The sequence below is a fragment of the Niallia sp. FSL W8-0177 genome (genome assembly GCF_038006285.1).
Lineage (GTDB): Bacteria > Bacillota > Bacilli > Bacillales > Cytobacillaceae > Niallia > Niallia circulans_A.
Map to the genome: position 1 here is coordinate 1032895 of NZ_JBBOUX010000001.1, position 25457 is coordinate 1058351.

The following is a 25457-nucleotide window of genomic DNA, read 5'->3' on the forward strand; positions in this document are numbered from 1 at the left end:
ATTGTACTCCTTTTAATGAAAAATAAGTTTTTTCTTTTTATTCCCTTTAAAGTATTTGATAAACTAGGAGATGGATCTATTAAGCTTCGGATAAGTTAGTTACTTGATAGATTTGCAAATAAGGATACTCTGTTTATCTAAAAGCGGGGAGACATGATTCACTAACTTTTTATGTGATTAGTTCAGCAAAAAATATGCGTATAGGAATAAAAAGAAAGAAGGTAACGAATCATTGAAAATAGGTGAGCAACTTCCAAACTGGAATACTCCGACCATATGGATTAACGGGGAAACAAAGCTTACAAATGAAATAGGCGATAAGCTGATTTTAATTCACTTTTGGTCTGTAAGTTGTTATTTTTGTAAAAGGGCTATGCCCGAATTAAACCAATATAGGGAGTTATATCAAGATAATCTTCTAATAATATCTGTGCATTTCCCTCGAACAGAGCGAGATTTAGATATTGATTTAATAAAAAAGACTGCCAAGACGTATAGTATGACACAGTCCATTTATGTAGATCATGATTTTCAGCTAGCCAAGGCATTTTCGAATGAATATGTTCCCTCCTACTATTTATTTGATAGGGAAAGAAAGCTGCGGTACTACCAGGCGGGCGGAACTAATTTAAAAATGTTAAATACACGCATCAACCGTGTCATAAATAATCAACAATAACTGGCTGGAAAACAATCATTAGCTTTTATATATTAATCAAGTGGTTTAATGTTATAATAAGGACGATTTATTTAGGTGAAATTTTTATAATTGTTGGAGGATTTTATTGTGAAAAGAGCATTTGCGGTTATTGGCCTTGGAAGATTTGGTGGTAGTATTTGCAAGGAATTGACCGAACTAGGTATGGATGTAATGGTCATTGATAAAAGTGAAGAAAAAGTAAATGAATACGCAAATCTAGTTTCGCATGCAGTGGTAGGTAATGCGGTAGATGAAACAGTATTGAAAGGTCTTGGGATCCGTAATTTTGACCATGTTATTGTTGCAATAGGGGAAGATATCCAAGCAAGTATTTTAACAACTTTAATGCTGAAAGAATTAGGTGTGCAAAATATAACGGTAAAAGCCCAAAATGATTATCATGAGAAAGTACTAAGTAAAATTGGAGCAGATGCAGTTGTTCATCCTGAAAGGGATATGGGCAAGAGAATAGCTCATAATATTGTCTCTAACAATGTCCTTGATTATTTAGAGCTATCGGATGAGCATAGTATTGTGGAAATTAAAGCAAGTCATAAATTAGATGGTCGTTCGATCATTGATTTAGATATTCGTGCCAGATATGGAATCACTATTGTTGCCATAAAAAGAGGGAAGGAAATTATCGTTTCTCCTCAAGCATCAGAATCAATTAGAGAAAAGGATATCTTAATTGTAATTGGAGCTGACTCGGATATTAATCGTTTTGAGAAAAAGGTTATGTCTTAACAAGAAAAAGGAGCTATTTGTTCGATATAGAACAAATAGCTCCTTTTTACTTATTTTACTCTTTTTAAACCACAGGCTCTGCCTGTGTGAAAATAAAACTTGTAGAGTCGTATTAGAAAAAAACTCCAATCGTTATAATAGAAGATGGCCGTCAAACCAACTTCAAATAACGAGAGGAGTTCTGCTCATGTCGAGCGACAATAGTTTATCACATACAAGATGGAATTGTAAGTATCATATCGTATTTATTCCCAAATACAGAAGGAAAGTAGTATATGGGAAATTAAGAAAAGATATAGGTGCTATATTGAGAAAACTATGTGAAATGAAAGATGTAGAAATAATGGAAGCACATGCCATGCCAGATCATATACACATGCTGGTAAAAATACCACCGAAAATGTCTGTTTCGTATTTCATGGGATATTTAAAAGGTAAAAGTTCATTGATGATCCATGATAGACATGCAAATTTAAAATATAATCATGGAAATCGAACGTTTTGGGCGAAAGGATATTACGTAAGTACGGTTGGATTAAACGAAAAAACAATTGCAAAGTATATACGAGAGCAAGAAGCAGAGGACCGTTTGCGAGATAATATGAGCAAACGAGAATACGTCGATCCATTTAAAGATAAGTAGGGAGAGTAAACGGTTGGCGGTCAATTTAGAGGTCCCTTTAGGGGCTTCGTTGGTAAAGTGCCCTTATAGGGCGAAATTAAAACCGCCGGTTCTACCGGCGGATACTTACTTTATACTTCCATGATAATAGGAAGGATCATTGGGCGACGTTTTGTTTTTTCATATAGGAATGGAGAAATAGTATCAATTATTTCATTCTTTATTTCTGACCATTGTGTCGTTTTGCGTTCCATTACTTTATTTAAATGTTTACTTATTAGTGTTTGTGCATCATTGATTAAATCACCAGACTCACGCATGTACACAAATCCTCTTGAAATAAGATCAGGTCCAGCGGCGATTCTAAAATCAGTCATATTAATACTCACCACGACAACCACTAAGCCTTCTTCTGAAAGAATTCGACGATCACGTAAAACAATATTTCCAATGTCGCCAATTCCGCTTCCGTCAATATATACATTTCCAGATGGAATTTTACCTGCAACCTGTGCTGAATCGCTTGAAAGTGCTAATACTTCACCATTATCCATAATGAAGCAGTTCTCTTCTTTGACGCCACAATCAACAGCAGTTTGAGCGTGTGTTTTTTGCATTCTAAACTCACCATGGATTGGCATAAAGAATTTAGGTTTAATTAATCGAAGCATTAGCATTTGCTCTTGTTGACCACCATGACCAGAAGTGTGAATATTGTTAAGTGGTCCATGAATTACTTCCGCACCTGCTCGGTAAAGTTGATTGATTGTTTTATTAACACTTAATGTATTACCTGGTACTGGATTGGAAGAGAATACCACAGTGTCACCAGGGATAATCTGGATTTGTCTATGCGTACCATTAGCAATTCTTGATAGAGCTGCCATTGGTTCACCTTGGCTTCCTGTACAAAGTATGACCACTTGATTAGCTGGCAGTCGGTTAATTTGTTGCGGATCAACAAAAGTTTCTTTTGGTGCTTTTATAAAGCCAAGTTCCAAACCGATGTTAATAGCAGCTTCCATACTGCGTCCAAAAACAGCTATTTTGCGGCCAAATTCTACGGCTGCATCTGTTACTTGCTGTAAGCGATAAATATTGGAAGCGAAAGTAGCAAAAATCAATCTACCGTCCGCCTTTATAAAAGTATCATGGATGCTTTTTCCGACTTTTTTCTCCGACATAGTAAAATTAGGAACTTCACTATTTGTACTATCAGATAATAAGCACAAAACGCCTTCTTTCCCTATTTCAGCCATTTTTGTTAAATTGGCAGGTTCCCCAACTGGCGTAAAGTCAAATTTAAAATCTCCAGTGTGTACAATGTTCCCAGGTGGTGTTTTGACAACAATCCCATAGGAATCAGGTATACTATGAGTAGTTCTAAAGAAAGAAACCGATGTTTTTCTAAATTTAATGATATCGTCTTCTTGAATTTCATGCATCGTTGTTTGGCGCAATAATCCATGCTCTTCCAATTTGTTACGAACAAGTGCTAATGCCAGTTTGCCTCCGTAAAGAGGGATATTAACTTGTCTTAAAAGGTAAGGAATACCACCAATATGATCTTCGTGACCATGCGTGATAAATAAGCCTTTAATTTTGTCTACATTCTTCTCTAAAAAAGTATAATCAGGAATAACATAGTCAATTCCTAAAAGCTCGTCCTCAGGAAATTTAATTCCAGCATCAATTAAAATAATTTCATCTTGAAACTGGACACCATACGTATTTTTACCGATTTCCCCTAATCCTCCTAGGGCAAATACAGCAGTTTGATCATTTTTTACAAATTTCATTATTCAATCTCCAATACTGTAAAGTCTTCGTTTTGTTGTTCATATTCTAAGAATGCACCTTCTACGCCAGTAATAAACTCGATATTATATGGTTTTTCTGCTAATTTTGTTCGAACATCTCTTTCTGATGAACCTTTAACGAAAATAGTTCGCGTATTTTCTCTTACTGGTACCTCTGTTTTTAAATCTTGAAAATATACTTTAAATATCATTGTAAATCGCTCCTTAATCATTTGTTTCTGAAATTTATTATATAAAAAAATAACATGGTTTTCATGTTTTTTCTTTTAATAGCCATTATATTAGAAAGGTTCTTTTCTCAGTGAGTTTATGTGAAACTGATGGATGGAAAAAGATATTTACCCTCTATATATTATTATGAAACATATTAATATTACATAAGTTTATGTATGATCATTCTTATGAAATCGTTATTAAAACAAAAGGTCAGACTCAATACCATAATGCTTGGTTTGTATAGCGGTATAATAACCACTATATTTAACTAAGCGTGGTATTGGCCGGACCATAAAAATACCCTTCAATTTTTTAAGCTATTGTTTTTTTGCGAAGTAAATCTTTCCACTGTTTTAAAAGCTTCTTTCTTAGCTTCTTTAACATAGTGGATCATCTCCTTAATTCTATTTTAAACCATTCTTGTACAAAGTAAAGTCATCTTCTCATTTTATATTTCTTTTTGTAAAAAAATAGTTTATTAAATGGTGTTTTTTCAATCCGATCATTCAAAATTGAAGGCGGTTTTACATTATTTGGATACGAAAGAATGGTTTATTCCTTTTATTTGGCTAATTTCATAGTGGGTCGTTAGATAAGAGTATTTAGGAAGCGTCAATTTTCTATCTTAGTGTGAAGCTAATAGAAAGAATCGTTAACTAGACATGTTTTAGAGACGATAAGCATTCCTTTTATTTTCTATGAAAACAGCCTTTTATATAAATAGTATATGAATATTTTTGTAAGATTCTCATGGATAATGTTGGTAATTGTAAAATAGGCTGAATGGAGAGCGATCCTCTGTAGCAGGATAAAACCTTATTTAGTATAAAACAGGGAAGTAGAAGGGAAAGAAGAAGAGGCTCGAATAGTAATGATCGAACCGTTTCTTTCTATAAAAAGTTATCTTTCAATAGGTAATGCGTTATCAATAGGAAGAAAAGGATCTTTTTCATTGATATGATCATAAAACATCACGCCGTTTAGATGATCAATTTCGTGTTGGAAAACAATTGCTGGTAATCCTTTAAGGCGTAATTTTACTTCTTTTCCTTCTAAATCAATCCCTTTCAAAGTAATTCTTGCATACCTTGGAACGAAACCTGGAATGGTTTCATCGACAGAAAGGCAGCCTTCGCCAGTTGTTAAATAAGCTTTTTCAATGGAATGGCTGATGATTTTAGGATTGAATAAAGCGTAGCTGTATTGCTTGTCATTTTCATCTTTAACGTGCACAGCAATCATTCTTTTGGAAACATTTATTTGCGGAGCAGCTAAGCCTACCCCGCCTCTTAATCCATACTTATCTGCTAATTCGGGATTTTGGCTATTTATTAAATATTCCATCATGCTTTTTAGAATGTTTTTTTCCTCTTCGCTTGGTGGCATGATAACTTCGCTTGCCACTTGTCTCAATGTCGGATGGCCATCGCGAATAATATCTGTCATTGTTATCAAAATAATCACTTCCTTGTATCTAACTGTTTATAAAAGTAGTCTAACAGAGATAGAATAAAAAGTTAATAAATGAGAATAGTACTTTATGCAAGAAGATAATTAGATATACCTATAATATATTATAGGACAAGCTAATATGTTTATAATATAAAAATATTTCTAAAGTCATCAGTGCTGCCTGTTAAAAAAATTGGAAACGGACAATTACGCAGGGAAGAATGGAGTTTTTATTAGATTCTTAAAACAGTCTAGATGATTAAGACGAAGGGAACCATTATTGTCAAAGTACAGAAGAATCGATATAGTAATAAGAAAGTGAGGAGGAAACAAATGAAACGAAGTGTTTTAATTAGTACAATTATGCTATTTACGATAATTGCTGCTGGGTGCAATTTTAATTCTCCAAGTGAGAAAATGTATGACAAACTAGAAGAAGTAGTTAAGATTGAAAGTGGTTTTGAAGAACAGCAAGATCCTCTTGTCAAATTAGAAAAGAAGGAACAAGATATTTATTCTAAAATAATTAGTCTTGGATTAGAGGATATGGATGAAATTACAAAATTATCGGACGAAGCTCTAGAATCCATTTCCAAAAGAAAAGAATATATGGATAAAGAAGCAGATAGTATAAAAAAGTCACAAGAAAAGTTTGAAACAATAACAACAGACATAGAAGAACTAGAAAAAAAGGAGGAAAAATCATTAAAGGATAAAGCGGATAATCTATACCAAACAATGATGGCCCGTTATAAAGAACATGATAAATTATACGCAAATTACATAGAAGGGCTTAATAGTGATAAAAAGCTTTATGAAATGTTTAAAGATAAAGATGTGAATATGGATGATTTAGAAAAACAGGTAAAAAAAATCAATGATACGTATGAGAAGGTTTATGAAAATAACAAAACATTTAATGAATTAACGAAGAAATATAATGATTTGAAAGTAGACTTCTATAAAGAAGCCGGCATAAAAATCAAAATGAATGAAGAGGAAGAAGAAAAATAAAGTAATATTTATTACTTGTAGCTTGTCGACAAAAAGATATTGGAGAAGTAAAAATGCATTTTCATGCGTTGCTTGGAGTGGAGGGGGTGAGACTCCTGTGGGATTAGCGAGACAGTCTAAGACCCTGCAGGCTGTAAGCCGAAGCGGCTTAGCGCGAGCCCCACGGAAAGCGAACCCCCGGAGCGGAAAGTAACGTCTAAATTCAAAGAGATTAATAAATATACTTTACTCAAACTTCTATTTCCAAAATACAGGAGTTTGTCTACAGTCTGAAGTAATATTTATTACTTGATTATTCCTTTTATCTATCCCATTAAAATTTTTATAAGTTACAAAATAGAGAGGACAAACGGAGCATGAATTTTGCTTCTTTGGACACACTTTGTTTTGTGGCTTTTTTTGTGGGATAATATTTCAGAATGTAGGAGGTGCTTTGTAACATGCAGTATTCAAAACATACGGAGTTCATAATAGAAAAGAAATGATTTTTCGACACTTTCGCAAGTTATTATAAAACAGTTGCAAATAGTGTTTTCTGTATGATACAGATGTTGTGTTGCAAATAATACAGATGTATTAATTTCATGTAAAAAAATAATAAAAACTTCGAGCTTAAAGATTGACGGATAATATTTAAGTATATTAAACTTATAAATGTATTGAACAGTTGTATTAATATTTACATATAAATAATTGATACAGTCTATACGGAAACCGAATTAATTTTATAAGACGTTTTTTCTTGCGTATTTTGTGGAAAACTGTTTAAGTATGGTTTTTTTTGTTGCTTAGAGCGATATGCTTTAAGGAATAGAAAGCGTTACCCAACTAAGTGTTTACCACATGGCAACACATTGTAAACATCTATTTGTTTTTACAGAAAAAAGTCTTTTAATATGAAAGGAAAGGGTGGCTTTAATGGCTTCTAAAACAAAGAAGGCACAATTTGATGTGCAAGCACAGCTTGAACAAGTGGCAAACCAATTTCAAACACTTCAGATTTTAAATGAAGAGGGCGAAGTTGTAAACGAATCTGCAATGCCTGATTTAAGTGATGAGCAATTACAAGAATTAATGACTCGTATGGTTTATACTCGTATTCTTGATCAACGCTCTATTTCCTTAAACAGACAAGGTCGCCTAGGTTTCTATGCACCTACTGCAGGACAAGAAGCTTCACAATTGGCTTCACAATTCGCATTAGAAAAAGAAGATTTTATTCTTCCAGGATATCGTGATGTTCCACAAATTATCTGGCATGGACTTCCTTTATCTCAAGCATTCTTATTCTCACGTGGTCACTTCCAAGGAAACCAAATTCCTGAAGGTGTAAACGTAATTTCTCCACAAATCATTATTGGTGCACAATACATCCAAACTGCTGGTGTAGCATTAGGAATGAAAAAACGTGGTGCTAAATCTGTTGCAATCACTTATACAGGTGATGGTGGGGCTTCACAAGGTGATTTCTACGAAGGAATTAACTTTGCTGGTGCATTTAAAGCTCCTGCAATTTTCGTTGTACAAAACAACCGTTTTGCAATTTCTACTCCAGTTGAGAAACAATCTGCCGCGAAAACAATTGCACAAAAAGCAGTTGCTGCAGGTATCCCTGGAATTCAAGTAGATGGAATGGATCCATTAGCAGTTTACGCTGCTGTACGTGAAGCTCGTGAAAGAGCAATCAACGGTGAAGGTCCAACATTAATCGAAACTTTAACTTACCGTTATGGTCCACATACAATGGCTGGGGATGACCCAACTCGTTACCGTACTGCTGATCTTGATAGTGAATGGGAAAAGAAAGACCCATTAGTTCGTTTCCGTAAATTCCTAGAAAACAAAGGCATTTGGAATGAAGAGAAAGAAAATGCAGTTATCGAGCGTGCTAAAGAAGAAATTAAAGAAGCAATCAAAATTGCTGATGAAGCTCCAAAACAAAAAGTTACTGACTTAATGAACATCATGTATGAAGAGTTACCAGTTAACTTAAAAGAACAATATGAAATTTATGCAGCAAAGGAGTCGAAGTAAGCCATGGCGCAAATGACTATGATTCAAGCAATCACTGATGCGTTACGCACAGAATTACGTAATGATCCAAACGTATTAGTATTTGGAGAAGACGTAGGTGTAAACGGCGGTGTATTCCGTGCGACAGAAGGTCTTCAAAAAGAATTCAGCGAAGATCGTGTATTTGATACTCCATTAGCTGAATCTGGAATTGGCGGTTTAGCAATCGGTTTAGGACTTCAAGGATACCGTCCAGTACCGGAAATTCAATTCTTTGGTTTCGTTTATGAAGTAATGGATAGTATTTCTGGACAAATGGCTCGTATGCGCTATCGTTCAGGTGGTCGCTACAACGCACCAGTAACTATTCGTTCTCCATTTGGTGGTGGAGTTCATACTCCTGAACTTCATGCCGACAGCTTAGAAGGATTAATGGCACAACAACCTGGTCTTAAAGTTGTTATCCCATCAACTCCTTATGATGCTAAAGGTTTATTAATTTCTGCTATTCGTGATAACGATCCGGTTATCTTCTTAGAGCATATGAAATTATACCGTTCATTCCGTCAAGAAGTTCCAGAAGAAGAGTATACTATTCCTCTTGGAAAAGCGGATGTAAAACGTGAAGGTAAAGACCTTTCTATCATTACTTATGGAGCAATGGTTCAAGAGTCTATTAAAGCAGCAGAAGAATTAGAAAAAGAAGGATACTCAGTGGAAGTAGTTGACTTACGTACTGTAAGCCCACTTGATATCGAAACAATCATTGGATCTGTTGAAAAAACAGGTAGAGCTGTGGTAGTTCAAGAAGCACAAAAACAAGCTGGTATTGCAGCTAATGTTGTTGCTGAAATCAATGATCGTGCAATTCTAAGCTTAGAAGCTCCAGTTCTACGTGTAACTGCACCAGATACTGTTTTTGCATTTACACAAGCTGAAACTGTATGGCTTCCAAACTTTAAAGATATTATTGAAACAGCTAAAAAAGTTCTAACTTTCTAATTAAAACCGAATAATATTCGCACAAGAATTAGAAGATAAGTTAGTTAAAAGAAGAAAATTTTTTCATAAGATATTAGGAGGTTGTCACATTGGCTTTTCAATTTAGATTACCTGACATTGGTGAAGGTATTCACGAGGGCGAAATCGTAAAATGGTTTGTTAAACCAGGCGATAAAGTTCAAGAAGATGATGTATTATGTGAAGTTCAAAATGATAAAGCAGTAGTAGAAATTCCTTCCCCAGTTGAAGGTACTGTAGAAGAAGTGAAAGTGGAAGAAGGAACTGTTGCAGTAGTAGGAGATATCTTAATTACATTTGATGCTCCTGGATATGAAAACCTTCAGTTCAAAGGCGATCATGGTGATGAAGCTCCAGCTGCTGAAGAAGCAAAACCTGAAGCTGTTGAAGAAAGCAAAGGTCAAGAGGCAGAAGTTGATCCAAGCAGACGTATTATCGCAATGCCTTCTGTACGTAAATATGCTCGTGATAAAGGTGTAGAAATTCAACTTGTTTCTGGTACTGGTAAAAACGGACGTATTTCTAAAGAAGATATTGATGCTTACTTAAATGGTGGTGCAACACCTGCTAGCCAACCAGCTGCAGAAGCTGCTCCAGCAGAAACAGCAGCGGAAGCTCCTAAGCCGCTTGCTATTCCAGAAGGTGACTTCCCAGAAACTCGTGAGAAAATGAGCGGAATCAGAAAAGCTATTGCTAAAGCAATGGTAAATTCTAAGCACACTGCTCCTCACGTAACATTAATGGATGAAGTAGAAGTGTCAAAATTAGTTGCACACCGTAAGAAATATAAAGAAGTTGCTGCTGCAAAAGGTATCAAATTAACTTTCTTACCTTATGTAGTAAAAGCTTTAACAAGCGCATTAAAAGAATTCCCAGCTTTAAACACATCATTAGATGATGCTACAAGCGAAATCGTTCATAAGCATTACTATAATATCGGTATTGCTGCTGATACAGAAAAAGGTTTATTAGTTCCTGTTGTTAAAAATGCTGATCGTAAAGGTATCTTTAACATCTCTAACGAAATTAATGAACTTGCTGTTAAAGCAAGAGACGGTAAATTAGCTCCAGCTGAAATGAAAGGTGCTTCTTGCACAATTTCTAACATTGGATCTGCTGGTGGACAATGGTTTACTCCAGTAATCAACCATCCTGAAGTTGCTATTTTAGGTATTGGTCGTATTGCTGAGAAAGCTATCGTTAAAGATGGAGAAATTGTCGCTGCTCCTGTATTAGCACTTTCTTTAAGCTTTGACCACAGAATGATTGACGGAGCTACTGCTCAAAATGCAATGAATCATATTAAACGTTTATTGAACGATCCAGAACTATTGTTAATGGAGGCGTAAAAACATGGTAGTTGGAGATTTTCCTATTGAAACAGATACTATAGTCATTGGTGCGGGTCCTGGTGGATATGTTGCAGCAATTCGTGCAGCACAATTAGGACAAAAAGTTACAATTGTTGAGAAAAACGTATTAGGTGGAGTTTGCTTAAACGTTGGATGTATTCCTTCAAAAGCTTTAATCTCTGCTGGACACCGTTACGAGCATGCTGCACATTCTGCAGACATGGGTATTACAACTGAAAACGTAACAGTTGACTTCTCTAAAGTTCAAGCTTGGAAAGACAGTGTTGTTAAAAAGCTTACTGGTGGAGTTGAAGGTCTATTAAAAGGGAACAAAGTTGATATTGTATACGGTGAAGCATATTTTGTAGATGCTAACACTTTAAAAGTAATGGATGAAAAATCATCTCAAACTTATACTTTTAAAAATGCAATTATCGCAACTGGATCTCGTCCAATCGAAATTCCTACTTTCAAATTCTCTAAACGTGTTCTTGACTCAACTGGTGCACTTGCACTTCAAGAAGTTCCAGAGAAAATTGTAGTAATCGGTGGAGGATACGTTGGTACTGAGTTAGGTGGAGCTTATGCTAACTTTGGTACACAAGTAACAATCCTTGAAGGTGCTGATGAAATTCTTGGTGGTTTCGAAAAACAAATGTCTTCATTAGTTACTCGCAACCTTAAGAAAAAAGGTGCTGAGATCATTACAAAAGCAATGGCTAAAGGTGTGGAAGAAACAGACACTGGCGTTGTTGTTAAATATGAAGTTAAAGGCGAAGAAAAATCAGTGGAAGCTGATTATGTATTCGTAATGGTTGGTAGAAAACCTAATACAGACGAACTTGGTTTAGAACAAGTTGGTATTGAATTAGGCGAACGCGGAATCATTAAAACAGATAAGCAATGCCGTACAACTGTAAGCAATATCTTTGCTATCGGTGATGTTATTTCTGGTCCTCCATTAGCGCATAAAGCTTCTTATGAAGGTAAAATTGCTGCTGAGGTTATTGCTGGACATAACTCAGAAATCGACTATTTAGGAATTCCTGCAGTAGTATTCTCTGAGCCAGAATTAGCAACTGTTGGTCACACAGAAGCTTCTGCTAAAGAAGCTGGTATCGAAGTGAAAGCTGCTAAATTCCCATTTGCAGCAAACGGTCGTGCGTTAGCACTTAACGATGCTGAAGGTTTCTTGAAGCTTGTTACACGTAAAGAAGATGGTCTTGTAATCGGTGCGCAAATCGCTGGTCCAAGTGCATCTGATATGATCGCTGAATTAGGCTTAGCAATCGAAGCTGGTATGACAGCTGAAGATTTAGCTATGACTATCCATGCTCATCCAACTTTAGGTGAGGTAACAATGGAAGCAGCGGAAGTTGCAATTGGCAGCCCAATTCATATCTTACGCTAATTATAAAAAAGAAGTCCTCGTCCCGAGGGCTTCTTTTTTTTATCTTAAAAACGATTCGAGAAAACTTTTTTTGTATCTAATCTAGTTTTAGGGAAGAAAATTAGCTAGTAGAATTTAGACATATTACTGTTTTTTGAAATGAAATAATTATAAAATAAAACAAAAGATTGGTACATATACTAGTATTAATTGTTAATGGAGGAAAGGTGGTGTTTTTCTTGAAGGTTTATACAGCAATTTTATTTCAGCTAATCATTTGGAGTGGGTTTTCTATTATTGAATGGTTATCAAGATATGATTTAATTTTATATAAGGTGTTTATGTTTGGTGTGTTCTTTTATTTAGCGATTATCATAGGAAATACAATTATAAAATCAACAAGAAAAACAATGCTAGCCACCATGATCAGTTTATCCATTTACGGTTCTTTTCATTTAATTATGACAATTATATCAGTTGTATAAATCATATAAACATAACACTATGATTTATTTTAAATATAGTCTTTCTTTAGAAGTGAAGAAGAAAACAGTTCTCTTTAACCTAATATTGCGAAAAGAGCAGACTTTTTCTCATTATGAAATTTCTCCTATACAAATATTCAGCACAAAAAATGCCTTAATCTAAAAATAAAGGCATTTTTTAATACAACTAAATTCTTAAGTAGTTATAATCTCCTTTTTGTTGATTTTTTTCCAAAAAAGCTACTAAAAACGGTGGAAATCGCTAGAATTAATAAGAAAAATACAAGAAAACTAAAAATAAACGGAATAGGATGGAAAATAGTTTTTGATTGCACCGGCGATTCGAATGTAATTTCTAAAGGGTATGCCTCAACGGAAGTGGGCAGCAGCTTTTTTTGTTCAGCAAATGGGATTGGACCACCGAAATGGAAAGCCTGTTCTAATTGTTCAGGTTTTTGTGCCACATAATTTTTAAAAATAAACGGAGAAACTAGGCTAATTAGTAAACTGATAATCATGATAACAATATATTTTTTCAAAAAGGAAAACTCCAATCTTTCTATATACAATAAACAAATGCTGTCTTTTCATTTATTACCAAATTAAAGACAGGAATACCCTATATATGGCATCCCTGCTCTCCAAAATTTATTTATCTTATTGCACGATGCTCTTTAATAACACGAAGCTTTTTGAAATCGTAATCCTCAGGACCCTGAACAGGCAATCCTGCCTCCATATTTCTTTTTATATAAGCAAGGTTATCTTCTGTAATAATTTCGCCAGGAATGAAAATAGGGATTCCTGGAGGGTATACCATAATAAACTCCGCAATTACTCTTCCCACTGAATCATCAAAATCGATTAATTCGGTTTCTGAGTAGAATGCATCTCTCGGCGTTAGTGCCAGTAAAGGGATGTTTGGCAGCATCACTCGTGCTTCTACTTTTGAAGCCTTATCTTTTCGTTCTACTGCAAGAGCTTTTAAGGCGTCAATTAAAATATTGGCCTCTCTTTCGGAATCCCCTGGTGTAATAATGCACAGAATATTATACAAATCGGACATTTCTACTTCAATGCGATAATGTTTCCGAAGCCATTCTTCCGCATCGTGGCCAGTTAAGCCAAGGTCTTTCACAGATATAATGAGTTTTGTTGGGTCATAATCGAAAGCAGAATCTGATTCCAGAATTTCTTCGCCCACACAATATAGATGTTCTACGTCATTAATCTGTCTTCGAATGTATTGTGCAAGATTAATCGTTTTATCAATCAGCTCTTTTCCTTCTGTTGCAAGACGCTTTCTGGCAACATCTAAAGAGGCTAGCAGCAAATAGGAAGTACTAGTTGTTGTCAACATACTTAAAATAGATTGTACACGTTTATAGCTAATAAGGTCGCCTCTCATATTTAAAATAGAGCTTTGTGTCATCGACCCACCGAGTTTATGCACACTTGTTGCGGCAATATCTGCTCCGGCTTGCATTGCAGACATTGGCAGTTCCTCGTGAAAATGAATGTGAACTCCATGTGCTTCATCTACAAGGACAGGGATATCATAGGAATGCGCCAAATCTACAATCGTCTTTAAATCAGCAGAGATGCCAAAATAAGTTGGATTAATAACTAAAAGCCCTTTAGCATCTGGATGAATATCTAAAGCATGTTGAACAGACTCGACGGTGATTCCATGAGAAATTCCAAGATTCTTATCTACTTCAGGGTGGATGAAAATTGGAATTGCTCCAGCAAATATTATGGCAGACATAACAGATTTATGGACATTTCTAGGAACAATAATTTTATCTCCTGGGCCACAAACACTCATGATCATCGTCATGATAGCACCACTTGTGCCTTGAACGGAAAAGAAAGTATGATCTGCTCCAAATGCCTCAGCAGCAAGCTGCTGTGCATGTTTAATCATCCCTTTTGGATAATGAAGATCATCAAGAGGACCAATATTAATAAGGTCTATCGAAAGGGCGTTTTCTCCGATAAAGTTTCTAAATTCTGGATCCATTCCATTCCCTTTTTTATGACCGGGTATATGAAATTGAATCGGATCCCTTTTAACATGTTCCAATAATCCGTGGTATAACGGTGTTTCGTGTTGTGACAATTTATTACCACACCTCTTTATTTAGTATTTTTATGCAATTTTAAGCGAACTTTATTTAAATTTCTTATGTACATCTAAAAATTTTATTGTACATTGCTGCCGCTATTCTGTCTTTAATTTCATTACTCTTAACAAGTTTTACCCTAATCTCAAAATATAAAAATCAGAAAACAAAAGAATTATAGCATTTTTTATTTTCTTTGCATACAATTAGTTTTCACTATAGGAAAAAGAATTATTTTTTTTCTCTATTTTTTCTTTCTTCAGTTTAGCTAGTAGAGGAAAGGAACTTGGGAAAAGAATCAATATTTTACTTTCTTAGCTACTTAAATTACAATAGTTTTTATCTGAAAAACTTCAATTAATAGGATGTGGAAATATGGATTATCAATACCCAATCGATATTGATTGGTCAACGGATGAAATTATTACTGTCGTTAAATTTTTTGAATGCATTGAAAAAGCATATGAAAAAGGGGTAGAGAAGGCAGAATTAATGGAGCAATACCGTGCCTTTAAAAAAATTGTCCCAGGAAAAGCGCAAGAAAAAAAAGTATGTGATGAATTTGAAGAAGTAAGTGGTTATTCAACCTATCGAACCATCAAAAAGGCGAAAGAAGCTTCGGATGATAGTAGAATAAAGATGTCATGATAGGTGATATAAAATATTTTGCTTGTAACTTTTTACAAAAAGATAATGAAAAACTGTAAACAAACCGCTGATTTTAGTTTGCTTACAGTCTAGGAGGCTGTATAACGGCCTCTTTTTTCATAGCTAATCCAAATCTAATACTCCAATGATAATTTATAAATGGGAAGCAGGGTATCATAAGTTTTTTCAATTAATGCAAGCAGTTCTTCTCCATTTGATAGAATAGAATCTCCAGCAGCGATTTTCTGACCTACTAAAAATTCAGCTTTTTTTACATCACGGAATCTTGTTAAGGCTGCTTCTAAGTTTGTCTCTCCAATTTTAACTGCATCTTTTTTCATATGGTCCATGGATAGAACATAATCTTGTGGCAAAGTGGACTGCAGAATCTCATAATTTGCCAAAAAACCTTCAGCGATTTCTTTCTTTTTTGGAAGTTCATATATATATGCTAACCAAATAAAGACATGGTCATCAAATAAGCCGACTTGGAAATGTGGATGTTGTTTGTAGCCTCGTTTATTACTTGCGATGGCAAGCCAAGTATCCTTCGGCGGGTTAACTGTTCGTCTTGCATGTTTTGCAATATGTAGAAACATTTCCATGCCAAGCTTTCCAGACAGCTCTTCAGTAAGCTGTGTGCCAATTTCGCGAAACTTTGGCTGAATTCTTTCCTGAATCGCTTCCATTCGAGCATCTAGTCCATCAATTGTAAAGGTATCAAAATCTTTTTGTGTAAAACCAGTGAATGCCATTATTTCTTATCTCCTTTTTAGTTTATCTCCATTGTTTACGGGTAAATACTGTATATAAAATCAAGTAAGCTATTTAGTCACTTAAAATGTAGCTTCAACTTAGCTAGCCTTTTCGCAAATATTGTAGCATACATAAATAATATTATGAAGGAATTTGGATTACGCTGGGTTATAGCACAAAATAGGAGCAAGCTAATTAGTTTCCACATAATATATATGAAATCAACAGAAATGCAAGTCGATGAAAGGGGTGTTCTGTCAGTGAAACAATTGATGAATTTAGCGAAGAAAATGGAAGTGGAAAAGGAAAAAAAAGCTGTTCTTCGTCTAGAAATGGATTATGAATTGGCTACCTTATTCGATGCGATGAATGAAAAGGATGAAAAACAAAAAAAATTAAGTAAGCAAAAGTTAGAAAGAATTAGGCAGGAACTTCTAAGACTTAAAGCATTATAACTAATGAATAAGCTGATAGGTAATCATGCAGCTGACTCTATAGGAAGCAACCTTTCATTCCTATAAAGTCAGCTGCATGATTTTGCATACCAATAGAAAAATGAGCTTTAGAAATATTGTTTAGCTTAAATGGACGTTGTCACCGCATTGACGAAGAGAATTGGAAAGGGAAGGGGGTATAGGCTGGGCTCTTAGTAATAGACTTTAAGAAGAAAATACATAATATTATCCAAAGAACCTGTATTCATAGAATTTTCTTATTTTATGATACTATATAGAAGAAGGATAGATTTTTTAGAAGTATGTTTAGGGATGATCTAAGCTAAAATATAGGAAACGATGAAAAAAAGAATGTAAAGAAGGGTTGAGAAGATGACAAATTGGCTGGAAATCGATAAATATGCGAAAGAATGGATTAAAGAGGCAGGAGCAAGAATTATCAAGTCTTTTTCTTCTGAGCTCATTATTCAAACGAAATCAAATAAAAATGACTTGGTCACCCAAATAGATAAGGGGACAGAAGAATTTTTGATTAATAAGATCAATAAAGTTTTTCCTTCCCATCGTATTTTAGGCGAAGAGGGAGTATGTGAGGCACTAGAAGATTTGAAAGGGATAGTCTGGATTATTGATCCTATTGATGGAACGATGAATTTTGTCCATATGCAGCGGGATTTTGCCATCTCTATTGGAATTTATGAAGATGGAGTAGGAAAGATTGGTTTAATATATGATGTAGTGGCAGACGAGCTGTACCATGTTCGAAAGGGAAATGGTGTTTTTATGAATGACTTAAAGCTATTACCTTTAAAAGATACGGCCGTGGATGAGGCTATTATCGGATTAAATGCTACATGGGTAACAAAAAATAAACGGATTGATCCGACTATCTTAGAACCACTTGTAAAAGCATCAAGAGGAACGAGATCTTTTGGATCTGCCTGTTTAGAATTAGCGTACATAGCAGCCGGAAGAATGGATGCTTATTTAACCTTAAGATTATCGCCTTGGGATTATGCAGCAGGTAAGATAATGGTTGAAGAGCTAGGCGGCAAGGTAACAACTTTAAGAAACGAACCGCTTGATTTATTAACGCAACAATCTTTTTTTGCATCCAAACCTGGATTACATGATGAAATACTTCAAAAATATCTAAAAGATGGAAACTGGTAAGAGTTGTTAAGGCTAGTTTTCGGTTACATGAAGAACTTTCTTTTTTTTATGGGATTTTAAGAACCAAATTCCACAGAATAGGCAAAAACAAATAAGAGTACCAGCTAATGTTTTTTCTAAAATACATATTCCGATGCTTATAAAACTAGATGCCCCATAAACGTTATAGTAAAAATATGGATAATTATCAAAATTCATGTTTATCTTCCTTTATTATGGTCTATATTTATCAAAATTAATAGCGTATGATAGTAAAGAAATCCCACAGCGAAATGTTGTGGGTATTTTTTAATCGTGTCTCCTCTATCATACTATGTTATGGAATGGAAAGAACAGCCATAATGTAAATAAATTGTTATATTCAAGCATAAAATGATGATAAAATAAATTTTTTTATCAAAATAACGTTTACATTTGTTATTTTGATAAAAGGTTTTAGGTTTCTGTGAAATTATGTGATATAATGACTCAGTTATAATATTATTAAAAAAATAAATTAATCCAGATAGACATATTTAGGTAGGAGTGAAATTTTTGAAAATTAGAGAAGATATTCGTAACATTGCTATTATTGCTCACGTTGACCATGGGAAAACAACTTTGGTTGACCAGCTGTTAAAACAATCCGGCACATTCCGTACAAATGAACATGTGGAAGAACGTGCAATGGATTCCAACGATTTAGAAAGAGAACGTGGAATAACAATATTAGCGAAAAATACTGCTATTCAATATAAAGATAAACGTATTAATATCCTAGACACACCAGGACATGCTGACTTTGGTGGAGAAGTAGAGCGTATCATGAAAATGGTTGATGGTGTTCTACTTGTTGTTGATGCATATGAAGGTTGTATGCCACAAACACGCTTCGTATTAAAAAAAGCTTTAGAGCAAAACTTAACTCCAATTGTTGTTGTTAACAAAATTGACCGTGACTTTGCTCGTCCTGCTGAGGTTATTGATGAAGTATTAGATTTGTTTATTGAGTTAGATGCGACAGAAGAACAATTAGAATTCCCTGTTATCTATGCATCAGCTATTAATGGTACAGCTAGCACAAACCCTGAAAAACAAGATGAAAACATGCAATCATTATATGATGCAATTGTAGATCATATTCCTGCACCAGTTGACAATCGCGAAGAGCCTTTACAATTCCAAGTAGCTCTTTTAGATTACAATGATTATGTTGGAAGAATCGGTATCGGTCGTGTATTCCGCGGTACGATGAAGGTTGGTCAACAAGTAGCGTTAATGAAATTAGATGGAACAGTGAAGCAGTTCCGTGTAACAAAAATCTTTGGTTTCTTCGGATTAAAACGTCAAGAAATTGAAGAAGCATACGCTGGAGATTTAATCGCAGTATCAGGAATGGAAGATATAAACGTTGGTGAAACAGTATGTCCATTTGAACATCAAGATGCACTACCAGTTTTACGTATCGATGAGCCAACTCTTCAAATGACATTCTTAGTTAATAACTCTCCTTTTGCAGGTAAAGAAGGTAAATATTTAACTTCAAGAAAAATTGAAGAAAGATTGCGTGCACAATTAGAAACAGATGTAAGTTTACGTGTTGAAAATACAGACTCACCAGATGCATGGACGGTATCAGGACGTGGAGAACTTCATTTATCTATCTTGATTGAAAATATGCGTCGTGAAGGTTACGAGCTTCAAGTGTCAAAACCTGAAGTTATCGTTAAAACTATTGATGGAGTTCGTTGTGAGCCAATTGAACGTGTACAAATCGATGTTCCTGAAGAGCATACAGGTTCAGTTATGGAATCGATCGGTGCTCGTAAAGGTGAAATGTTAGATATGATCAACAACGGTAATGGACAAGTTCGTTTAATCTTTAACGTACCTGCTCGAGGACTTATTGGTTATACAACTGAATTTTTAACATTAACACGCGGTTATGGTATCATCAACCATACATTCGATAGTTATCAACCAATGGCATCAGGTCAAGTTGGTGGACGTCGCCAAGGTGTATTAGTAAGCATGGAGTCTGGAAAATCATCTACTTATGGAATTATGCAAGTAGAAGATCGTGGAATTATCTTTGTTGAAGCTGGGACTGAAATTTACGAAGGAATGATTGTTGGGGAACATACTCGTGAAAATGACATCACTGTTAATATCACAAAAGTAAAACAAGCAACAAACATCCGTTCAGCAAACAAAGACCAAACGGCAACAATGAAAAAACCAAGAATTATGACTTTAGAGGAATCCTTAGAATACTTGAACGATGATGAGTATTGTGAAGTAACTCCTGAATCAATTCGTTTACGCAAAAAAATCTTAAATAAAGCAGAACGTGAAAGAGCTGGCAAGAAGAAAAAATCTGCTGAATAATAATAGATAAGGAAGTCATCTGTTGATGGCTTCTTTTTTTTATTTTGAGTGAAGTGGAGGTATAGGCTTTAACTGAGAATGCAAGCAAGGAAACTAAGTGATTGTGAACAAAGAAGAGTCTTCTGTGACTGTAAGGAAGTTGGAAGAATGGTGTTCATTATTTTGAATTGTGAGAGAGGGAAACGGAGTTCATGGAGAAATGAACACCATTTTTGCATTGGGAATGTAGAAAATGGTGTTCATCGAGGGAATGAAAGCCACATTCAGCATGGAGAATGTAGAAAATGGTGTTCATCGAAGGAATGAAAGCCATATTCAGCATTGGGAATGTAGAGAATGGTGTTCATCGAGGAAATGAAAGCCACATTCAGCATGGAGAGTGTAGAGAATGGTGTTCATCGAAGGAATGAAAGCCACATTCAGCATGGAGAGTGCAGAAAATGGTGTTCATCGAAGGAATGAAAGCCATATTCAGCATTGGGAATGTAGAGAATGGTGTTCATCGAGGAAATGAAAGCCACATTCAGCATGGAGAGTGTAGAAAATGGTGTTCATCGAAGGAATGAAAGCCATATTCAGTATGGGGAGAGCAGAAAATGGTGTTCATCGAAGGAATGAAAGCCACAATCATCATTGGGAATGTAGAGAATGGTGTTCATCGAGGGAATGAAAGCCACAATCAACATGGAGAGTGCAGAAAATGGCGTTCATCAAGGAAATGAAAGTCACTTTTTGCATGAGGACAAAGAAATCAGAGTGAAAGGTCATGGAGACCAGCTCTCGTAGCTCTCATAAGTTAAACCCAATCTCTAATCGTAATAGAAGCACATATTCAAAAATAAATTAGTTGTATTCTTCAACCAACCTCTAAACTTATAATTAGTAAATAAAGGAAAATGAGGAATGGGAAATGAAAATTTTTCGATTTAATAAAGAGTCTGGAAAGCAAATCACTCAATTTAATTCCTGTTTTATTATGAATCGTATCCTGGAAACTAAGAAAGAAGCATATTTTGGATGTATGTATCTTGAAGAAAATGGGATTATTGGTTTACATCAAGCTGTAATACCACAACTTCTGTTAATTGTTAACGGCATAGGCTATGTTCGAGGAGAAAAGAATGAAGGTTTCAAGTTAGAAGTGGAGAGGCGGTGTATTGGGATAAAGAGGAATGGCATGAAACGAAAACAGATATTAGCTTAACAGCCATCGTTATTGAAAGTGAAGAGATAATGCCTGATTTAATGATACCATTAAAAGAGAAGAGCATATAAAAAAGAAGACCTTACTAAAAGATCTTCTTTTTATTTATAATGCTTGTCTACTTACCAATCATCTTCTTGAGTTTTGTTTTGATAAAGAACAAAGTTACCCGAATCGATTCTTTTCTTTGTGTTTTTGGCGATTCTATCATCACACTCATTACACATATACGTATGGATTGGCCGATTTCGTAGTCGTTTTGCCTGAAAGGAGTTTTCGTCTATATCTTCAATTTTATCACATATCACACATTTAACTTTCAATAGTTGCACCTCTAATCATAAAATAGATTATAGGCACATTATAATATATAATCGTATAGAAAATCGAATTTTAATCTCTTATATGATTATTTGATTGTTCATCTTGGTTATTTTTCAGCTCTTTTTCTTCTTTATCATTCAATTTTTCATTTGATTTTTTGAGATCTCTATCTGGCTCATTTCGAATCATATCCGCTGGTACCTCTGGGATAAGTCTTCCACTAATATCAGCTAGTTCATTGAATATACCTTGAATAGGTTTTCCATTTTGAATATCTTCCCCAATTTCTTTCAGTCTTGCATTAATGTCAGGATCGGCAATGACAACTGCATTGGCGCCATCAGGATCATTTTTTAAACTCTCGGCTACTGCGTATTTTATTGAACCAACCTCAGAACGATCTAGGTCAGCGTTGACGTCAACCCCTACGAGCGCATATTTACCGATTACTACCGCTGTTGCATCATTAACATTATCAATGCTTGTTGCAAGAGCTACGAGCCTTTTGGCGATATCCTGTCCAGTCTTCCGGTCAACCCTTTGGTTGGTAGAATTTTTTACATTTGTAACTTGAGGGCTGTTTTCTCTATTCTCAGATTGCTGGCTATTTTCTGCGTTATTATTTGTGCATCCTGTAAGAAGAAAAAGGACTGCGATGAAGAAAAACCATTTTTTCATAAAATTCCCTCCTTTAATATTGAAACCTACAATTAAAAGTGTACATTTCCCCTGATTTGTAGATGGAAATGAGCATTTTTACGATTTTTTACACTTCCTCTCTCTTTATTGTGCAAAATATCTTCTATCTTTATTCGATAAAACATATATTTTACCAAGGTTCTTTCCGTTACACGGATAAGTGCAGCAATATATGACGTTTTAGAGCAGGGGGCATCGGTTTGAGTAAAATTTACGTATTGGATACAAATGTCTTGTTACAGGATCCTTATTCTATTTTTTCTTTTAGTGACAATGATGTAGTAATTCCAGCAGTAGCTTTAGAAGAGGTAGACAGCAAAAAACGGTACATGGATGAAATCGGAAGGAACGCAAGACAAATATCTAGATTGATCGATAACTTAAGAGAGTCAGGAAAGTTGCACGATAAAATTCCATTGGAGAATGGTGGAACTTTACGGATAGAATTAAACCACCGTTCTTTTCACGAACTGCAAGAAATATTTGTCGAAAAAACAAATGATAATCGCATACTAGCAGTCGCAAAAAATTTATCAATAGAAGAAAGTAAAAAAGAAAATGGACGAACCGTTATTCTTGTTAGTAAAGATACACTCGTCCGTGTAAAAGCAGATGCAATTGGTTTGAAGAGTGAGGATTTTTTAAGTGATCGAGTAGTAGAAAATGAACATTTATATACTGGTTTTATGGATGTACAAGTAACCATAGATATATTGAATAACTTTTATGAAAATGGTCAACTCCCGATTGCAGAAATTGGGAATGGAAATTATTATCCAAATCAGTTTCTTATTTTAAAGGATGTATTGGGATCTTCCTCTTCAGCATTAGCTATTGTAGATTCATCGAGGAAGTTTGTTAAAAAGCTAGTGTTTGATCATGAGCATATTTGGGGGATCCGTCCAAGAAATGTGCAGCAAACGATGGCGATTGAAATGCTATTAAAAAAAGACATGCCATTAGTGACGTTAATAGGAAAAGCAGGTACAGGAAAAACACTATTGGCATTAGCATCTGGATTAATGCAGACAGAAGATTTTGGAGACTACAAAAAATTATTAGTGGCAAGACCGATTGTCCCGATGGGAAAGGATTTAGGTTTTCTTCCTGGTGAAAAGGAAGAAAAATTACGACCGTGGATGCAGCCTATTTTTGATAATCTTGAGTATTTGTTTAATACAAAGAAACCAGGAGAACTAGAAGCAATTCTGGCGGGAATGGGATCTATTGAAGTAGAGGCATTAACATATATTAGAGGAAGAAGTATTCCAGACCAGTTTATTATTATTGATGAGGCCCAGAACTTAACGAAGCATGAAGTGAAAACGATTTTAACAAGGGTTGGAGAAGGTAGTAAGATTGTTTTGATGGGAGATCCTGAACAAATTGATCATCCTTATTTAGATGCTTTTAATAATGGATTAAGCTATGTAGTAGAACGTTTTAAAGACCAACCGATAGCAGGTCATGTAAAATTAGTTAAGGGAGAAAGATCTTCTTTAGCTCAGCTTGCCGCAGATTTATTATAATTTAACGGGAAACAATGATACGCCATCTGTTAATAGCTAGATGGCGTATGTGTGAATGAATAACATTATGTAATTTTAAATGCTCTGACATTTTTGATAGGAGTTTGTTCTGGGCCTTTTGTTTGATCGAAAATATGTACAGGACCATCTTCTGTAAGCGGTTTTCCTTTTACGCAAAATAATAAGAAGATCGAACCGATTTCTTCTAAAGGAATCGCATATTCTTCTTCTTCTGTTGTGATTAAAAGAGTTTTTGCCTCTTCCTGCGGTTCTGCATTTTTTATAAAGGGAGCTAAAGCCATATAGAAGGTTCCGGTTAGCATTTCCACTTTTTTATAGGTTTTTGTGGATTGTTCTGGGGCTTTCGCTCCATCTGTAATTTCTTGATCCCAGTGCTTGGAGGCTTCTTTTGTATACGCTTCTAATTCGTCCTTTACTTCAACTGGGGCAAATACAGTATCAGCTGTTTGTTTTCGATCATCAAAGATCCAGACAGTAGGATCAATAGTAATCGGAAAATTTACCAACCCAGAAACTTGAATAATACTATTCATTTTTATATCTCCTCCGTATGTGTGTTCTTTGTTATGTATAAAAGTTCTGCAAATTAGTATTGCTTCTAAAAGAAAATATCTTAAATTGGCTAAATTTTAATTGGCAGATTAAAACAGTTGTTATGTTAAGTATAGCTTTTTCTTGTCTTTCTGTCATTCGAGATGATAGAACGCAAACTTTTAAATTTTTTAAAAGGGATTGTTCTTGCAATTTTTCTAGGTTGAGTTTAAACTTTATAGATAGGATAATCGCTCGGAAACGGGGGGATAAGATTGACTTCTGAAATGATTATTAATCATAAAGAAAAAGCAAATGAGTTATTGATAGCAGATGCTGAAAAAATATTAAAACTAATTAAAGTTCAGATGGATAATTTAACAATGCCACAATGCCCTCTATATGAAGAGGTTTTGGATACGCAAATGTATGGATTGTCTAAAGAGATAGATTTTGCTATTCGATTAGGTTTAGTAGAAGAACAGGTTGGTAAGAAAATTTTAGATGAATTGGAAAAAGAGCTATCGATTTTGCACGAAGCATCTATAAGAAAATAAAAAGTAAACTCAAACAAAAGCATGTATTGTTTGAGTTTTTTTAGTGGCTATGTGTATTATTTGTAAATAAGGGAAGTACATACGAACAAAGGCAAATCTTTTGGCAATTTATAAGCTCACTTGAGCCCATAAGCTTGTAAGTAACATCCAATGTAGAGTAAGTAGCGGATAAGAATAAGCAATTTGTTATGATTAATAACAGAAAGCGGCCCAATATTTTAAGAGAATGAAAATTA

General features: G+C 34.8%; 26 protein-coding genes and 1 pseudogene. 18 read left to right on the forward strand and 9 right to left on the reverse strand.

From position 1 onward, the window contains the following. Positions 1-232 precede the first annotated feature (232 nt). From NST77_RS04900 to tnpA, 3 genes are all read left to right on the forward strand, one after another. The gene (locus tag NST77_RS04900) at positions 233-679 is read left to right on the forward strand and encodes a TlpA family protein disulfide reductase (RefSeq protein WP_171509508.1); all 447 of its coding nucleotides are present in this window, start codon (positions 233-235) and stop codon (positions 677-679) included. 108 nt (positions 680-787) lie between these two features. Continuing rightward, the gene (locus NST77_RS04905) at positions 788-1447 is read left to right on the forward strand and encodes a potassium channel family protein (protein WP_095329045.1); all 660 of its coding nucleotides are present in this window, start codon (positions 788-790) and stop codon (positions 1445-1447) included. A gap of 187 nt (positions 1448-1634) precedes the next feature. Continuing rightward, the gene (gene tnpA, locus NST77_RS04910) at positions 1635-2090 is read left to right on the forward strand and encodes an IS200/IS605 family transposase (RefSeq protein ID WP_095330205.1); all 456 of its coding nucleotides are present in this window, start codon (positions 1635-1637) and stop codon (positions 2088-2090) included. A gap of 110 nt (positions 2091-2200) precedes the next feature. Here tnpA and rnjA read toward each other — a convergent pair whose 3' ends face one another. From rnjA to def, 3 genes are all read right to left on the reverse strand, one after another. Continuing rightward, the gene (gene rnjA, locus NST77_RS04915) at positions 2201-3868 is read right to left on the reverse strand and encodes a ribonuclease J1 (protein ID WP_095329046.1); all 1668 of its coding nucleotides are present in this window, start codon (positions 3866-3868) and stop codon (positions 2201-2203) included. Continuing rightward, positions 3868-4080: a DNA-dependent RNA polymerase subunit epsilon gene (locus NST77_RS04920; protein WP_095329047.1), complete on the reverse strand. Its 213-nt coding sequence runs from the start codon at positions 4078-4080 to the stop codon at positions 3868-3870. Before NST77_RS04920 ends, rnjA begins: the two co-directional genes overlap by 1 nt. 925 nt (positions 4081-5005) lie before the next feature. Further along, complete coding sequence (gene def / locus NST77_RS04925) at positions 5006-5560, reverse strand: peptide deformylase (protein WP_163188094.1); 555 nt, start codon at positions 5558-5560, stop codon at positions 5006-5008. Between the two features lie 252 nt (positions 5561-5812). On the opposite strand from def, the gene NST77_RS04930 reads away from it, so the two are divergent. The 6 genes from NST77_RS04930 (at position 5813) to NST77_RS04955 (ending at position 12831) form a co-directional block, all read left to right on the forward strand. Further along, a complete protein-coding gene (locus NST77_RS04930) occupies positions 5813-6571 on the forward strand; it encodes a YkyA family protein (RefSeq protein WP_123257402.1) in 759 nt (252 codons plus the stop codon). Between the two features lie 918 nt (positions 6572-7489). Next, a complete protein-coding gene (pdhA, locus tag NST77_RS04935; protein ID WP_095329053.1) occupies positions 7490-8605 on the forward strand; it encodes a pyruvate dehydrogenase (acetyl-transferring) E1 component subunit alpha in 1116 nt (371 codons plus the stop codon). A 3-nt stretch (positions 8606-8608) separates the two neighbouring features. Continuing rightward, the gene (locus tag NST77_RS04940) at positions 8609-9586 is read left to right on the forward strand and encodes an alpha-ketoacid dehydrogenase subunit beta (RefSeq protein WP_095329054.1); all 978 of its coding nucleotides are present in this window, start codon (positions 8609-8611) and stop codon (positions 9584-9586) included. Positions 9587-9675: 89 nt separating this feature from the next. Further along, positions 9676-10953 (forward strand): dihydrolipoamide acetyltransferase family protein, encoded by a 1278-nt coding sequence (locus tag NST77_RS04945; protein ID WP_095329055.1) that lies wholly within the window; start codon positions 9676-9678, stop codon positions 10951-10953. A gap of 4 nt (positions 10954-10957) precedes the next feature. Then, a complete protein-coding gene (lpdA, locus tag NST77_RS04950) occupies positions 10958-12367 on the forward strand; it encodes a dihydrolipoyl dehydrogenase (protein WP_047942998.1) in 1410 nt (469 codons plus the stop codon). 209 nt (positions 12368-12576) lie between these two features. Beyond that, positions 12577-12831, forward strand: coding sequence for a hypothetical protein (locus tag NST77_RS04955; RefSeq protein WP_371000611.1), 255 nt, complete (start codon positions 12577-12579; stop codon positions 12829-12831). Positions 12832-13034: 203 nt separating this feature from the next. Here the strand turns inward: NST77_RS04955 and NST77_RS04960 are convergent, their stop codons facing one another. After that, positions 13035-13370, reverse strand: a complete 336-nt coding sequence (locus NST77_RS04960) for a hypothetical protein (protein ID WP_095329057.1) — start codon at positions 13368-13370, stop codon at positions 13035-13037. A gap of 113 nt (positions 13371-13483) precedes the next feature. Then, the gene (locus tag NST77_RS04965; RefSeq protein WP_123257403.1) at positions 13484-14953 is read right to left on the reverse strand and encodes an aminotransferase class I/II-fold pyridoxal phosphate-dependent enzyme; all 1470 of its coding nucleotides are present in this window, start codon (positions 14951-14953) and stop codon (positions 13484-13486) included. A gap of 379 nt (positions 14954-15332) precedes the next feature. On the opposite strand from NST77_RS04965, the gene NST77_RS04970 reads away from it, so the two are divergent. After that, positions 15333-15605 carry a UPF0223 family protein gene (locus NST77_RS04970; protein WP_095329059.1) on the forward strand — a complete coding sequence of 91 codons (273 nt, stop codon included), beginning with the start codon at positions 15333-15335 and terminating at the stop codon, positions 15603-15605. A gap of 134 nt (positions 15606-15739) precedes the next feature. Here NST77_RS04970 and NST77_RS04975 read toward each other — a convergent pair whose 3' ends face one another. Then, positions 15740-16360, reverse strand: a complete 621-nt coding sequence (locus tag NST77_RS04975) for a YktB family protein (protein WP_123259636.1) — start codon at positions 16358-16360, stop codon at positions 15740-15742. Positions 16361-16621: 261 nt separating this feature from the next. Between NST77_RS04975 and NST77_RS04980 the strand changes: the two genes are divergently transcribed. The 6 genes and pseudogenes from NST77_RS04980 to NST77_RS05005 all read left to right on the forward strand — a co-directional run bounded on the left by NST77_RS04980 (position 16622) and on the right by NST77_RS05005 (position 21631). Further along, a complete protein-coding gene (locus NST77_RS04980) occupies positions 16622-16816 on the forward strand; it encodes a hypothetical protein (RefSeq protein ID WP_047943020.1) in 195 nt (64 codons plus the stop codon). Between the two features lie 372 nt (positions 16817-17188). After that, the gene (locus NST77_RS04985) at positions 17189-17989 is read left to right on the forward strand and encodes an inositol monophosphatase family protein (protein ID WP_095329061.1); all 801 of its coding nucleotides are present in this window, start codon (positions 17189-17191) and stop codon (positions 17987-17989) included. A 534-nt stretch (positions 17990-18523) separates the two neighbouring features. Next, positions 18524-20356, forward strand: a complete 1833-nt coding sequence (typA, locus tag NST77_RS04990) for a translational GTPase TypA (protein ID WP_095329063.1) — start codon at positions 18524-18526, stop codon at positions 20354-20356. A gap of 78 nt (positions 20357-20434) precedes the next feature. Next, positions 20435-20662, forward strand: coding sequence for a hypothetical protein (locus NST77_RS04995; RefSeq protein WP_341122760.1), 228 nt, complete (start codon positions 20435-20437; stop codon positions 20660-20662). Positions 20663-20796: 134 nt separating this feature from the next. Continuing rightward, positions 20797-20922, forward strand: coding sequence for a hypothetical protein (locus tag NST77_RS05000; RefSeq protein WP_268926838.1), 126 nt, complete (start codon positions 20797-20799; stop codon positions 20920-20922). A 344-nt stretch (positions 20923-21266) separates the two neighbouring features. Continuing rightward, a pseudogene (locus NST77_RS05005) lies at positions 21267-21631 on the forward strand (cupin). Positions 21632-21682: 51 nt separating this feature from the next. On the opposite strand, the gene NST77_RS05010 reads toward NST77_RS05005, so the two are convergent. Next, on the reverse strand, positions 21683-21883 hold the full coding sequence (locus NST77_RS05010; protein WP_047939878.1) for a YlaI family protein: 201 nt from the start codon (positions 21881-21883) through the stop codon (positions 21683-21685). A gap of 70 nt (positions 21884-21953) precedes the next feature. Further along, positions 21954-22562, reverse strand: a complete 609-nt coding sequence (locus NST77_RS05015; protein ID WP_123257405.1) for a YhcN/YlaJ family sporulation lipoprotein — start codon at positions 22560-22562, stop codon at positions 21954-21956. 221 nt (positions 22563-22783) lie between these two features. Here NST77_RS05015 and NST77_RS05020 point away from each other — a divergent pair, with 221 nt between their 5' ends. Beyond that, the gene (locus NST77_RS05020; RefSeq protein ID WP_123257406.1) at positions 22784-24112 is read left to right on the forward strand and encodes a PhoH family protein; all 1329 of its coding nucleotides are present in this window, start codon (positions 22784-22786) and stop codon (positions 24110-24112) included. 65 nt (positions 24113-24177) lie between these two features. Here the strand turns inward: NST77_RS05020 and NST77_RS05025 are convergent, their stop codons facing one another. Continuing rightward, positions 24178-24666, reverse strand: coding sequence for a peptidyl-prolyl cis-trans isomerase (locus NST77_RS05025; protein WP_123257407.1), 489 nt, complete (start codon positions 24664-24666; stop codon positions 24178-24180). Positions 24667-24939: 273 nt separating this feature from the next. On the opposite strand from NST77_RS05025, the gene NST77_RS05030 reads away from it, so the two are divergent. Continuing rightward, positions 24940-25221 carry a YlaN family protein gene (locus NST77_RS05030; RefSeq protein WP_341122761.1) on the forward strand — a complete coding sequence of 94 codons (282 nt, stop codon included), beginning with the start codon at positions 24940-24942 and terminating at the stop codon, positions 25219-25221. The last annotated feature ends 236 nt before the right edge of the window (positions 25222-25457 follow it).

Excerpts from the sequence above, each read along its gene's own strand:
- tnpA (WP_095330205.1), top strand. The coding sequence starts at position 1,635 with ATGTCGAGCGACAATAGTTTATCACATACAAGATGGAATTGTAAGTAT.
- rnjA (WP_095329046.1), bottom strand. The coding sequence starts at position 3,868 with ATGAAATTTGTAAAAAATGATCAAACTGCTGTATTTGCCCTAGGAGGA.
- NST77_RS04920 (WP_095329047.1), bottom strand. The coding sequence starts at position 4,080 with ATGATATTTAAAGTATATTTTCAAGATTTAAAAACAGAGGTACCAGTA.
- NST77_RS04930 (WP_123257402.1), top strand. The coding sequence starts at position 5,813 with ATGATTAAGACGAAGGGAACCATTATTGTCAAAGTACAGAAGAATCGA.
- pdhA (WP_095329053.1), top strand. The coding sequence starts at position 7,490 with ATGGCTTCTAAAACAAAGAAGGCACAATTTGATGTGCAAGCACAGCTT.
- NST77_RS04940 (WP_095329054.1), top strand. The coding sequence starts at position 8,609 with ATGGCGCAAATGACTATGATTCAAGCAATCACTGATGCGTTACGCACA.
- lpdA (WP_047942998.1), top strand. The coding sequence starts at position 10,958 with ATGGTAGTTGGAGATTTTCCTATTGAAACAGATACTATAGTCATTGGT.
- NST77_RS04970 (WP_095329059.1), top strand. The coding sequence starts at position 15,333 with ATGGATTATCAATACCCAATCGATATTGATTGGTCAACGGATGAAATT.
- NST77_RS04975 (WP_123259636.1), bottom strand. The coding sequence starts at position 16,360 with ATGGCATTCACTGGTTTTACACAAAAAGATTTTGATACCTTTACAATT.
- NST77_RS04985 (WP_095329061.1), top strand. The coding sequence starts at position 17,189 with ATGACAAATTGGCTGGAAATCGATAAATATGCGAAAGAATGGATTAAA.
- NST77_RS04995 (WP_341122760.1), top strand. The coding sequence starts at position 20,435 with ATGCAAGCAAGGAAACTAAGTGATTGTGAACAAAGAAGAGTCTTCTGT.
- NST77_RS05000 (WP_268926838.1), top strand. The coding sequence starts at position 20,797 with ATGGTGTTCATCGAAGGAATGAAAGCCATATTCAGCATTGGGAATGTA.
- NST77_RS05015 (WP_123257405.1), bottom strand. The coding sequence starts at position 22,562 with ATGAAAAAATGGTTTTTCTTCATCGCAGTCCTTTTTCTTCTTACAGGA.
- NST77_RS05025 (WP_123257407.1), bottom strand. The coding sequence starts at position 24,666 with ATGAATAGTATTATTCAAGTTTCTGGGTTGGTAAATTTTCCGATTACT.